This is a genomic window from Streptomyces sp. NBC_00569 (assembly GCF_036345255.1).
Lineage (GTDB): Bacteria > Actinomycetota > Actinomycetes > Streptomycetales > Streptomycetaceae > Streptomyces.
In genome coordinates, this window is the sequence record NZ_CP107783.1 from 10,264,538 (window position 1) to 10,277,168 (window position 12,631).

Consider the following 12,631-nt stretch of genomic DNA (forward strand, 5'->3'; position numbering starts at 1 on the left):
CACAAACTAGTGCGACCGATGTGTGAGACCAAACCTGCGGGCCAGAGCACGGCCTTTCGCCCTGGGGGCGAAAGCCCACACCTTGCCCTGCTCCGCAGGAGTCCGTTTCCTCCCCTGCCTGAAGGCAGGGGTATCCACGGAGGAACCCGATGAACAGGCGTAAGGCAGGGTGGTTGTGGGCGTTCGTGTGCGTGGTAGCAGTGGCGACAGTGGCGGCGTGGGGTTTACAGGGGCTTAAGCGGGGTGATGTCGACCCGGTCGGCGCGGCGTTCGCCTTTGCCGGGCTTGTGGTGGCGGGCTGGTCGGGATGGCTGTCTTGGCAAGGACTGCGCCACCAGGAGAGCGACGCGGTGGCCATGGCGGGCCGATTGGCGCAAGCAGTGCTGCGAGCGGAGACCGACGCGCGGGCACAGTTACTTGGCGGGGACGGTACGACGATCGATGTGCGGTTCAGGTTCCGCCCGGCTGCGGCCAGGGACGCCGCAGGTGCCGCCCTGGAGGGGCGATTGAGCGAGGTGGTGAGCTACTACCGGCAGCTGCGACCAGGGCGTCTGGTGATCACCGGGGCACCAGGGTCAGGCAAGACCGTGCTCGCCCTCGAACTCCTCCTTGCCCTGCTGGAGGAGCGCAAGCCGGAGGACCCGGTCCCGGTACGGCTACCTCTGGCCTCTTGGGACACGCTGCCTGTCGCCCACCCCGGCACCGGGCCGAGCATGAGTGCGGGGACCGCCCTCGACCCGGGCGAGGCAGTGCAGGTCATACGGGCGTGGGTGTGCCGGCATCTGAGCCGCTATCGGATCTCCCCGACTACCGCCGAGGCGCTGATGGACGCAGGGCTCATCCTGCCGGTGCTGGACGGGCTGGACGAGATGGACGCTGGGGACACGCCCGGGTACGGCTCCCGGGCCCGGCAGGCGTTGGACGTGCTCAACGCCTTCCAACGCGGCCGGGCGAAAGCAGGCTTGGTGCTGACTTGCCGCAGCGGGCAGTACCGGGCGCTGGAGGCATTGGAGGTGTGGGCCAAAGACGCCGTGCGCGTGGAGATCAGCCAGATCAGTCCCGATCAGGCGCGCCTGTTCATCCAGAGGCGGGTGGGGAGCACACCGCGGTGGCAGGGCGTGCTGGAAACCCTCGGCCGGGCCCCGTCCTCGCCGCTGGCGCGGGCGTTGTCCACCCCGTGGCGGCTGACCGTGGCCGTGACCGTCCACGAGCAGCGCGATCTCACTGGCGCCTACCTGCACTCACCCCAAGACCTACTCGGCCCCGTACTGGGCACCGACCGGGCGATCCGCGACTACCTGCTTGAGCTGTTCCTCCGGGACGCCACCGCCCGGCACCGCACCCAGCGGGGCGGCACCTACACCCCCGCCCAGGTCCGGGCCTGGCTGGGAGTGCTGGCCGCCTACCTGAACACCAATGCCGTCACCGGCCGCACCGTGGCCGGCCGGACCCTGTCCGGCACCGATCTGGTCCTGCACGAACTGTGGCCTTTGGCAGGCAGTCGTCCCCGCATCGTCCACGCCGCCCTCCTGGCGGTGATGCCCCTGGGGATTACCGCCCTGTATCTGTGGACGGACGGCCCTACCCTCTTGACGGGCCTGTTCATCGCGCTGGCCCTTTTGATATTTGGGCTCACATGGTCCGTTGCGTGGCCAGAGCCTTCGTGGGCTGCCGAGGTGTGGCTGCGTACCCCTCAGGATCGGCGCACAACGGGCTACAGGATCCAGCTCTGGCTTGTGAACGGGTTCGCGTCCGGGTTCTGGGGGCTTGGGTCGGTGTGGGTGGGGTTCGGGAGTGCGGGGGACATGCGTTATATCGCCTTGCTTCTGTGTACCCGCCGCGGGTCCCAGGCTCTGCCCTGGCGTCTGGGCAGGTTCCTGCGTTGGGCCACCGATGCCAGTCTGCTCCGCGGTGCTGGCATCGCCTACCAGTTCCGCCATCGCGAACTCCAGGACTGGCTCGCTAACGCACCAACCACCCCTTAGGGCCGTTGTGCTCCGGCTTGATACACCGTCTGGATGTGCGGCTCGGGCAAAAGCAGGAACCCTGGACACAAAGGGTCGCCAGCCGCAGCGGGCCGCTGTTCGTCCGGATTCATCCGGCGCAGCCCGCGCTTGGGCCGGTGCGAGCCTTGCAAGGTGATGGACGCAGCCCATCCCGGAGCGATGCTGCAAGCGGCGTTCACGGCGAGGAGCGGGCCCGAATTCTCGATTGACAGCCAAGTCCCCCCACTTCATTGACTACTCAATCAAGTGGGTAGGAAGAGCCGGGGCGGTGATTTTCACAGATCCTCATCAGCGCGAGGAGAGCCTGTCGTCCCGCCGTCAGGCGCCGGCACCGCGTGCCGATCTCTCGCCGTCGGATCACGAGTTGGCAGGTCAGGTACGGCAGGGTTCGGGTGGACAGATCGATCGATGACGGGTAGACAAGCTCACCCCGCAGGAGGAGATCGTTGCGCTGCGCGTCCTACGGCGCCTACGAGCACGTCATGAACATCGGCTTCGCTGCCTAAGCGTGCTGTGGGATCTCAAGTTCGGCTGCACAATCTCACCGCCCGCTTCATACCGACTGCACTCTCCGCGCTTCTCGACGAACTCGCCCACCGCGCACGGCACATCGAACTGGCCGGCGAGAGCCGGGCCGCAGCACCTCCTACCTTTGTCTGGGGCTCCGCCTCCCTGCCCGTCTCACTCTCCGCGCGCGGATCATGGGTGAGCTATCCTCCGCGCATGCGCGGACAGTTCACCGGCTGGCCGGAGCAGGCCATGGACGTGTTGTGGCAGCTCCAGGGCGAACCCGCCCACGCGACCCGCGAGCGCTACCGCGCGGACCGCGAACGCCTGGTCCGGCAGCCGATGATCGCCCTGCTCAACGAGATCGCGGACACCGACCCCCGGTATGAGGACTTCTCCGTCTGGCACTATCGCACCGACTCCTGGTGGTGGCAGCACCAGGGCGCGGTGATCCGACTCGGCCGCAAGATCGAGATCAGTCTCCGATTCGCCCTGGACGGCCTTCTCATCCAGGGCGCCTGGTGGTACCCCGATCCCGGCCAGGTGGACATGTTCCGCAAAGCCGTCGCCTCCGAGGGGAGCGGACGCGAACTGTCCGCCATTGTCGAGGACGTGCGGAAGAAGGGCTACGACATCTCCGGGGACGTGATGAAACGCCCCCCGCGCGGCTATCCGACGGACCACTCCCGTACCAACCTGCTGCGCCACCGTTCGCTGATCGCCGCCCGTCCCCTCGGCTGCGAGGAGTGGCTGCACACCCACGAAGCGGTCGACCGGGTCCGCTCGGCCGCCGCCGACCTGGACGCCCTGCTGATGTGGCTGGTCCGCCACGTGAAGCGCGCCGCCTGACATCACGAGGGCGCCGCGCGGCACGGGAAGGCCACACCCATGCCGCCGGCCCCCGCGCTCAGAAGGTGATGCGCGCACCTTCAGCGCCGACCGTGCCCTTGCCGAAATCCTCGTCCGGGCAGGTCATGCGGCATGTTCGTACTCGTGGAGGATGCCGCCGAGGCGATCGCGTCGTCGTACCTCGAGGCAGGCGATCCGGTCCGGATCGGTGATCGGCGCGGGCAAGGGATTCAGGGGGCGGGCGTTCGCGATGCCCTGATGGGGCCGGTGGCGACGATGTATCGGGTCCTGCGCCGGCACGGCGAGGTCCGCGAGCGCCGCCGCCAGGCCGTCCATCCGCCCCGCAAGAAGCCTGAGTTGATCGCGACCGCGCCGAACCGGGTGTGGTCGTGGGACATCACAAAGCTCAAGGGCCCGTATCGGGGCAGCTACTTCTGCCTCTACACGATCATTGATATCTACAGCCGCTACACCGTCGGCTGGATGATTTCCGCATCCGAGAATAAGGAGCTCGCCGAGCAGTTCCTGTCCTCCACGATCACCAAGTACCCCGTTGGGCGGGGGCAGTTGACGATCCACTCCGACCGGGGATCGGCGATGATCGCCCACAATGCCGCGCAGATGCTCAGCAATATGGGCGTCACCAAGTCCCACTCGCGACCGAAGACATCGAATGACAATCCGTACTCGGAAAGTCAGTACAAAACCCTCAAATGCCGGCACGATACCGGCTCTCGGTGGTCTCGAGCTGCAACACGAGGCCGTGGGGTCCCTGCTCGGCTTGTCGTTGGAGTCAGCAGGAACCAGGTCAGGAACCCCGCCCTTCTCGGTGCAAGCCAGTGCGCGGATCGTGGCAGCGAGACAGACATCGCGGTACAGGCCCGACCACTCCTGATGCCGCTCATCGAGGTTGCCGAGGACGGTCGATGGATTGCTGTGACGAGTAAAGTCCCCTGTGCCCGAGACTGCTTTCAGGGGGTGGGGACGATGCTCGACGGGCTGCACTCGTATGCGATCGGCGTTCTGATCACGGCGGTCCCCGTGCTGGTGGGCGCGCTGCTCTTCATCTGGCGGGACGTGAACCTGCGGCGCAGGGGAGTGGTTGTCCGGGCCAAATGCGTGGAATCGAAGCGCACCGACAAGGGGACGGTCAGGCTCCGCCTGCTCTATGAGGTGGAGGGCGTGCAGTACTACTGCGACAGCCTGCCCTTCCCGTCTGCACCGGTCGGCGTCGGACAGCGACTGGACGTGATCTACGATGCCAAAACCCCTGGCTACTCAGAGGTTGTGCACCAGAGAACCAGTGGTTGGGTGCCAAAAATCGTGGGCACAGTCGCTGTCGTGCTGCTTGTGCTGACCGGGATTTCCTACCTCTGACCCGTGCACTTCGACTCCGGCCTCACCGTGCGAAGAACCGCCGGACTTCTCGGGGCGCCCCTATGACCGTGGTCTGAGCCGGGTTGTGGGGACCAAGGCCGGACCGACGAAGGCAGGAGTCAGGCAACTTCGGCAAGGGCGTTGCTGCCTCTGGAACATGGTGGATCTCGTTGAGGATGGCCAGAGTGGACGCGGCTGCGTCCAGAAACCGGTTCTGTTCGGGGCGGCGCCTGCTGCAGGTTCTGCTTGTTGCCGTCCGGCAGTCGCTCTGCCATCGGTTGGATCGGCTCGCCGCCCGTCCAGCATCAGTCCCCGCAGATAGGCAGTCACCCTTCGCCCGCTGATCCTTGCGCGTACGGGTGTGGCGGCGTACTCCGACGTGGTGTCGGGGTGCGCCGCCACGAGGTGGTGCGGTAGGGGTTGTGTGGCCGTCACGGGGTGGTGCGTGCGGGTTTTGCGTGGTGGTCCGCCTGGTCATCCGGGCTACTTCGGGTCGTCGTTGAACTTCGCCTTGGACCAGTAGTAGCCGAGGATGGTGAGGCCGAGGCTCCAGGCGATGGTGAGCCAGCCGTTGTTGCCGATCTCGCTGCCGAGGAGGAGGCCGCGGAGGGTTTCGATGGCGGGGGTGAAGGGCTGGTATTCGGCGATGGGCTGGAACCAGCCGGGCATGGTGTCGGTGGGGATGAAGGCGCTGGACAGGAGGGGCAGCAGGATCAGGGGCATGGCGTTGTTGCTGGCAGCCTCGGCGTTCGGGCTGATCAACCCCATACCGACCGCGATCCAGGTGAGCGCCGTCGCGAACAGCACGAGAAGCCCGAACGCGGCCAGCCATTCGAGGGCGGTCGCGTCGGTGGAGCGGAAGCCGATGGCGACGGCGACGGCCCCGACGAGGATGACGCTGGCGATGCACTGCAGGACGCTGCCGATGACGTGTCCGATGAGGACGGAGCCGCGGTGGATGGCCATGGTGCGGAAGCGGGCGATGATGCCTTCGGTCATGTCGTTGGAGACGGAGACGGCGGTGCCGATGGTGGTGGAGCCGATGGTCATCAGGAGCAGGCCGGGGACGATGTAGGCGATGTAGACGGAGCGGTCGGCGTCGTGGCCGCCGATGCCGGTGCTCATGACGTCGCCGAAGATGTAGACGAAGAGCAGGAGCAGCATGATCGGTGTGAGCAGCAGGTTGAGGGTGAGCGACGGGTAGCGGCGGGCGTGCAGGAGGTTGCGGCGCAGCATGGTGGTCGAGTCGCGCACGGCGAGGGACAGGGAGCTCATCGGGCTTCCTCCTTGGGCTGGTTGGGCTGGGCCGGCACGTTGGTGGTGGTGAGGGCGAAGAACACGTCGTCGAGGTCGGGGGTGTGCACGGTCAGCTCGTCCGCCTCGATGCCGGTCGAGTCCAGCCGGTCGAGGATGGAGCGCAGGTCGCGCTGGCTGCCGTCACTGGGAATCTGCAGCGCGAGCGCCTCGTCGTCCCGCTGGACCTCACGCAGGGAGAGGGCGGCGGACTGGTAGGCGTCGGGGTCGGTGAAGCGGAGCCGGATGTGTCCGCCGGGGATGAGTCGCTTGAGTTCGTCGGCGCTGCCTTCGGCGGCGATCTTGCCGTTGTTGAGGACGGCGATACGGTCGGCGAGTTCGTCGGCCTCGTCCAGGTACTGGGTGGTGAGGAAGACGGTGACCCCGTCGGTGACGAGTTCGCGGATGATGCCCCACATGTTGTGGCGGGCGCGGGGGTCGAGGCCGGTGGTCGGCTCGTCGAGGAAGATGATCCGGGGGTTGCCGACCAGGGTCATGGCGATGTCGAGGCGGCGCTTCATGCCGCCCGAGTAGGTGGAGGCGGGCTTCGATGCGGCGTCGGTGAGGTCAAACCGCTCGAGGAGTTCGGCGGCGACGCGCCGCCCCTCACGCTTGGGCAGGTGGTGCAGGTCGGCCATGAGGAGCATGTTCTCCTCGCCGGTGATCAGGCCGTCGACGGCGGAGAACTGCCCGGTGACACCGATCGCGCCGCGTACCGCCTGCGCCTTGGTCGCGAGGTCGTGCCCGCCGACGCGGATCTCGCCGGAGGCGGGGTCGGGGGAGAGGAGGGTGGAGAGGATCTTGACGGCGGTGGTCTTGCCGGCGCCGTTCGGCCCGAGCAGGGAGAAGACCGTTCCCTCAGGGACGGCGAGGTCGATGCCGTCGAGGACGGTCTTGTCGCCGTACGACTTGCGCAGCCCGTTCGCCGCGATGGCCAGGTTGGTCATGGTGACTGCTCCTCAGAGACTGCGGGTGGTCAGAGGCTGCGGGCGGTGATGTCGCCGTAGGCGGTGGTCGCCTGGATGTTGAGGTCGGCGGTGGCGCCTGCGGTGTTCTGGAGGGTGTTGTGGATGCGGCCGTAGGCGGTGCCGGCGTCGAGGGTGGCGGAGGTGCCGGAGGCGGCGGCGATGGTGATGTCGCCGTACTCGGTGCGCAGTTCGACGGTGCCGCCCTGGGCTTCGGCGATGTCCAGGGCGCCCTTTTGGGTGCTGATGCGTGCGGGGCCGGTCAGGCGGCCGACGAGCACGTCGCCGGCCTGGAGGGTGAGGCGGGCGCTCGCACTCTCGTCGAGCTTGACCACGGCCTGCGCGCTTTCGAAGGTGACGTCGCCGAGGCGTCCGACGCCGCGGAGTTCGGCGCTGGCGGCCTTCGCCTCGACGTGGGAGCCGGCGGGCAGCTGGACGGTCACTTCGAGGGAGCCGGAGTTGCCGAGGATCCGGTTCTTCGCCGCGTGCGCCTCGATGCGCAGAACGCCGTCGGTGTAGGTGACGGTGGCCTGTTCGGCGGCCTTGAGGTCGCGGGTCTTGGACTTGTCGGCGGGCAGGATCTCGACGCATGTGTCGGCGCGGTCGGCGGCGATGAACTGGATGCGTGCGGCGGGGATGTCCAGGACGGCGGTGATGGGGGAGGGGGTGTCGAACTTCTGCATGGTGTGCTCCTTGAACCCGTGGTTTCTGATGGGCGAAACGCTACGTTGCATTCAAGGATCGAGCAACACCCTTGTTGCGCAAGAACCCTATAAACGCAGGTAGTTGCAGGGATTTCATTGCAATGGTCTGGGCTCTAATGCAACAGGCCCCACCGCCCGTCGTTGCAATGAAATGAGAGTGAACGCTATAGTCGGCCGGGCGGACCTCAGTTGCGGACGTCGGACACTGGGCGCGAGACAGGTATGCCAGCAACTGGCGCATGGTTGCGAAGAAGAGGGAGACAGCAATGCCGGGAGGCAGACTCACCCAACAGGAACGCCAGCAGATCACCCTGGGGCTGGCCGACGGCCTCGCCTATGCCGAGATCGCCAGAAACCTGGAGCGTCCGACGTCGACGATCACGCGCGAGGTGATGCGCAACGGCGGCCCGACCGCCTACCGTGCGGACCTCGCGCACCGGGCCACGGAACAGCGTGCCCGCCGCAAGCAGCCGGCGGCGCCCCGTGATCGGGGCACGCCTGCCCAGCCGCATGGGCGTGATGCGGAGGCGGTGCGTGCGTACGAGGAGATGTTCACGACCGTTCTCATACAGTCGGGCACGCCGAAGATGATGGCGCGGGTGATGTCCTGCCTGACCCTCACCGATACGGGCAGTCTGACCGCGGCCGAACTCGTCCAGCGTCTGCAGGTCAGCCCCGCGTCCGTCTCGAAGGCGGTCGCGTTCTTGGAGAGTCAGGGCATGGTCCGGCGGGAGCGTGATGAGCGTCGCCGTGAGCGATATGTCGTGGACAACGACATCATGTACCAGTCGATGATGGCGTCCGCCCGCTCCACGGCCCACATGGTCGACATCGCACGGCAGGGTGTCGGCGTCCTCGGGTCGGGTACTCCGGCGGCGACCCGTCTGGAGAATATCGCCCGTTTCCTCGACTTCGTCTCCGAAAGCATCGTGCGCGCGGCCGAGCAGGCCCGCGACATCCTTCATACCCAGCCCGAACCGCCGAAGGACAGCACCACCTGACCGTCCCTCAGGGCCCATGCCGCCCGGATATGGGGAGGGGAGGTTATCCGGGATCCAGACGTGAAGCGGGGTGCGTTCGCCGGGCCTCAGCCCCGCCGGCCGTGGTGGCCTGTCGTCTCCAGGGGCTCCGTGTTGCGGGGAGGGCGCCGCGGACGGCAACTGCCGGCCGTGCTTGATCGTCCCTTGCTGTATGACCACACCATCCCCAGAGCCGCTTCCCTGGCCTCACTGCGGTCACGGAGCTGCCCCGGACGATCCGGTGGGCTGTAACGGCATTCGCGTGCTCGGCTACACCGCCTGTCTGGCTCACCTTGCTGACCCCGAGCGGGCTGTTTACCTGGCCGGCCTGGAGCCCGGAGACGATGTCGATCACCGCGGCACGTCCTTCACTGCCCCACTCCTCAGCGAGCTACTCGGCGCTCTTCGTGACCCTGGCACCGGACAACCTCACCTTGGCGTCGCCGGGTTCGGGGCGGCAACCTTCGAGGGCGACGCCGGGTTCGGGGCGGCGACCTTCGAGGGCGAAGCCTCGTTCGAGTCGGCGACTTTCAAGGACATGGCCTGGTTCGGGTCGGCGAAGTTCAAGGACATGGCCTGGTTCGATTCGGCGACCTTCGAGGACACGGCCGGGTTCGGGACGGCGACCTTCGAGGGCGAAGCTGGGTTCGAGTCGGCGACCTTCGAGGGCGACGCTGGGTTCCGGTCGGCGACCTTCAAGGGCGACGCCGGGTTCGAGTCGGCAACCTTCAAGGACAGGGCCTGGTTCGATTTGGCGACCTTCGAGGACGACGCCTGGTTCGAGTCGACGACCTTCGAGGGCGAAGCCGCGTTCGATTCGGCGACCTTCAAGGGCAGGGCCTGGTTCGGGGCGGCAACCTTCAAGGACAGGGCCGGGTTCGGGGCGGCGGCCTTCGAGGACCTCGCCGGGTTCGAGTCGGCGAGCTTCAAGCGGAGAGCGGGGTTCGAGTCAGCGAGCTTCAAGCGGAGGGCTGAGTTCGAGTCAGCGAGCTTCGAGTGCGGCGCATGGTTTCGATCGGCGACCTTCGAGGGCAGGGCCGGGTTCGGGACAGCGACCTTCGAAGGCAGCGCCAGGTTCGAGTCGGCGACCTTCGAGGGCGACGCCTGGTTCGGGGCGGCGACCTTCAAGAGTCCGGTTGATCTTGGGCCGTTTGTGTGTGCCGGAAGGGTGTCGTTGGTTGGTGCGGTGTTCGGCGGTCCGATGACCTTGCCGTGCGTGGCACGTCGGGTGGAGTGCCGGCGAACCCGTTGGATGTCGACAGCCGAACTACGGCTGCGCTACACAACGGTGGACTTCTCCCATGCCGTCTTCGAGTACCCCCTCACGATCGCCGCGGAGGCCGCGCCCTTCGTGCTCTCCGACGGGCGGCCGGTGACAGAACAGGCTCTTGCCGGCGCGCCCGACGCCACGGTGCGAATAGTTTCGCTGCGTGGGGTGGACGCGGCCCATCTGGTCCTCGCCGACGTCGATCTGTCGGGATGCCTGTTCACCGGGACCGTGCACCTGGACCAGATTCGGCTGGAGGGCGCATGCACCTTCGACACGGTCCCGCCCGCAATGCATTGGCGGGGCTGGCGTCCGATCCGGTTCACCCAACGCCGCACCCTCGCCGAAGAGCACCACTGGCGCGCGAGCCAAGCAGGGGCCGTTCCTGGCTGGAACGTGGCCGTGTTCGGCGCCGGGCGCGTCGGGCCGTTGCAACTGGCACCGGTGTACCGCGCGCTTCGCAAAGCGCTCGAGGATGGCAAGCACGAGCCTGGGGCCGCCGACTTCTATTACGGGGAAATGGAGATGCGCCGCCACGCCGACGACATACCCCGAAGCGAGCGGGGTCTTCTGACTGCCTACTGGGCGCTGTCTGGCTACGGCATGCGCGCTTCCCGGGCGCTGGCGTGGCTCGGCGCCGCCATGCTCGTCACCATCGTGCTGCTGATGGGCCTCGGTCTCCCGAAGGACACCCCGAAGCAGGCAGCGACCGGCACCGTCCCGGCCGGCGGCGGCAAAGTCACTTTCGAGATCGACGAGGCAGATCCCCAGAACCCCACCGGGGAAAGGCTCACCGGCGAGCGTTTCGACAAGGCCCTGAACGTCACGCTGAACTCGGTGGTGTTCCGCTCCGCCGACCAAGACCTGACCACGTCCGGCACCTACATCGAGATGGCGTCCCGTGTGACCGAGCCCATCCTTCTGGGCCTTGCGGTCCTGGCCGTCCGTAACCGCGTCAAGCGCTGACCCAGCGCTCCCGTGGCCCGGGCTTGTGGCCCGCTACCGCCACCCGCACCGGGCCAAAACCCGCAGCGCAGCGTAGGCCAGCGCGCACCCCTGGCTCGACCGTCGCAGGCTGGCCCTGTGGAGTACCCCGTCGCTGTCGCCCTCGCCGAGGCCGTGCCGACGCTGCCCCGCGGCAAGGGCTGGTGGTACGAGATCAAGCTCGACGGTTCTCCAGACACCTCGCGATGTCTCATTCGGGTAGGTCCCGGGGCCGCCCGTAGCTGGGGAAGGGCGGGAATTTAGGCTTCCAGGAGGACGCGGCGCGAGAGCTGCTCAGCGGCAGCCCGGCACCGTCCAGGAGAGCACTCTGGTCACGGCTGCTGCTTCGTGCGGGTGGCTGAGGCTTGTTGGGCGTCCGCGCCGGAGCTGACGTGTCGTTGGGTCTCCTGCGGGCCGTGCCAGTCCAGGCACATCACGGTGGCGTCGTCTTCGAGCCGCCCGCCGGCAGCGTCCCGGACTGCGGACGTCAGCATCAATGCGGTCTCCCGCGGGTGCAGGCCCCGGGTGCGCTCCAGCAGGGCAGGCAGGTCGACCTTCTCCCCGTGCCGTTCGACCATGCCGTCGGTGAACATGAGCAGACGGTCACCATGGCGCAGATCGAGGTCCTGAACACGGTAGGGCAGCGTCGTGAACTCCGACAGCCCGAAAGGATGGTCCACCTCGCAGGTGATCACCTCCACAGCGCCCTCGCGCATGCGCAGTGGCCAGGGGTGTCCCGCGTTGACGAGCTGGGCCCGCCCGGTGCGGAGATTGATGCGCAGCAGCTGCCCGGTGGCGTGCCCGTGGCCGTGGTCGACGAGTGCCCGGTCGGCCCGATGGGCCTGTTCGGCCAGGCCGGCTCCTGCGCGGCGGGCCCCACGCAAGGCGCTCACCAGGACCGTGGCAGCCAGGGCCGAATCGAGGTCGTGGCCCATGGGATCGGTCACCGACACGTGCAGTTCGTCCCGGTCCAGGGTGTAGTCGAAGGTGTCGCCGCTGAGGTCTTCGGAAGGCTCCAGGCTCCCGCACAGCGTGAACTGCGCGGCCTCGCACGACAGAGACGAGGGAAGCAGCTGGTACTGGATTTCCGCTGCCAGGGTGGGCGGTCTGGAGCGTTTGCCCCAGGTGTAGAAGTCGGTGAAACGTCCGTTGGCGATCACGATGTAGGCCAGGACATGGGCGGCTTCCCCGACCTCATCAAGGACGTCCTCGCCGGGATCGGCCGGCAGGAGCAGTTCCAGCAATCCGATCGCATCCCCCCGGTTAGTGACCGGCACGATCACCCGCTGCCCCTGACCGGTCACCTCCTGATAAAGCCGTTGAGTGCGCACCACCTGCTCGTAGACACTGCCGAACAAAGGGATCCGCTCCACCCCCCGCCCATCCTCCGCAGGGGCGGTCGACAGCCGCGCCACCGCCTTCCCTGTCAGGTCCACGATGAGGAAAGAGACCTTCGTTGCCTCGAAACGCCGCCGCAGGTCCTCCGCGATCACGTCGACGGCATCCACGGGCGCCGCCGTCTCGGCTGCCGTCAGCAACCGGGGAAGTCCACTCTGCCCACCACTCACGACCGCAGTCCCTTCCACCAGCCCCGCCTACCAGCCTGAGAATCACCACAGCGAGCGTCAACACACAAAAGCCACAATAAGTGCAGATCGCT

Annotated in this window: 9 protein-coding genes and 1 pseudogene; 5 read left to right on the forward strand and 5 right to left on the reverse strand. The window is 67.4% G+C overall.

The genetic code is table 11. The features are described 5' to 3' along the window. Window positions 1-149: 149 nt before the first annotated feature. From OHO83_RS46505 to OHO83_RS46525, 3 genes are all read left to right on the forward strand, one after another. A complete protein-coding gene (locus tag OHO83_RS46505) occupies window positions 150-1,985 on the forward strand; it encodes an NACHT domain-containing protein (RefSeq protein WP_266681936.1) in 1,836 nt (611 codons plus the stop codon). A 744-nt stretch (window positions 1,986-2,729) separates the two neighbouring features. After that, window positions 2,730-3,362 (forward strand): DUF2461 family protein, encoded by a 633-nt coding sequence (locus tag OHO83_RS46515; protein WP_266681938.1) that lies wholly within the window; start codon window positions 2,730-2,732, stop codon window positions 3,360-3,362. A 132-nt stretch (window positions 3,363-3,494) separates the two neighbouring features. Further along, on the forward strand, window positions 3,495-4,739 hold the full coding sequence (locus OHO83_RS46525; RefSeq protein WP_406337015.1) for a DDE-type integrase/transposase/recombinase: 1,245 nt from the start codon (window positions 3,495-3,497) through the stop codon (window positions 4,737-4,739). 188 nt (window positions 4,740-4,927) lie between these two features. On the opposite strand, the pseudogene OHO83_RS46530 reads toward OHO83_RS46525, so the two are convergent. The 4 genes and pseudogenes from OHO83_RS46530 to OHO83_RS46545 form a co-directional block, all read right to left on the reverse strand. Next, a pseudogene (locus tag OHO83_RS46530) lies at window positions 4,928-5,091 on the reverse strand (transposase); the annotation flags it as partial. 131 nt (window positions 5,092-5,222) lie between these two features. Beyond that, the gene (locus tag OHO83_RS46535) at window positions 5,223-6,014 is read right to left on the reverse strand and encodes an ABC transporter permease (RefSeq protein ID WP_266681939.1); all 792 of its coding nucleotides are present in this window, start codon (window positions 6,012-6,014) and stop codon (window positions 5,223-5,225) included. Continuing rightward, window positions 6,011-6,979, reverse strand: a complete 969-nt coding sequence (locus tag OHO83_RS46540) for an ATP-binding cassette domain-containing protein (RefSeq protein WP_266681940.1) — start codon at window positions 6,977-6,979, stop codon at window positions 6,011-6,013. Before OHO83_RS46540 ends, OHO83_RS46535 begins: the two co-directional genes overlap by 4 nt. 29 nt (window positions 6,980-7,008) lie before the next feature. Further along, on the reverse strand, window positions 7,009-7,680 hold the full coding sequence (locus tag OHO83_RS46545) for a DUF4097 family beta strand repeat-containing protein (RefSeq protein WP_266681942.1): 672 nt from the start codon (window positions 7,678-7,680) through the stop codon (window positions 7,009-7,011). A gap of 287 nt (window positions 7,681-7,967) precedes the next feature. On the opposite strand from OHO83_RS46545, the gene OHO83_RS46550 reads away from it, so the two are divergent. Next, window positions 7,968-8,702 carry a helix-turn-helix domain-containing protein gene (locus tag OHO83_RS46550; protein ID WP_266681944.1) on the forward strand — a complete coding sequence of 245 codons (735 nt, stop codon included), beginning with the start codon at window positions 7,968-7,970 and terminating at the stop codon, window positions 8,700-8,702. A gap of 280 nt (window positions 8,703-8,982) precedes the next feature. Next, on the forward strand, window positions 8,983-10,953 hold the full coding sequence (locus OHO83_RS46555) for a pentapeptide repeat-containing protein (protein ID WP_330278394.1): 1,971 nt from the start codon (window positions 8,983-8,985) through the stop codon (window positions 10,951-10,953). Between the two features lie 350 nt (window positions 10,954-11,303). Here the strand turns inward: OHO83_RS46555 and OHO83_RS46560 are convergent, their stop codons facing one another. Next, window positions 11,304-12,479 (reverse strand): PP2C family protein-serine/threonine phosphatase, encoded by a 1,176-nt coding sequence (locus OHO83_RS46560; RefSeq protein ID WP_266682104.1) that lies wholly within the window; start codon window positions 12,477-12,479, stop codon window positions 11,304-11,306. Window positions 12,480-12,631: the final 152 nt, after the last annotated feature.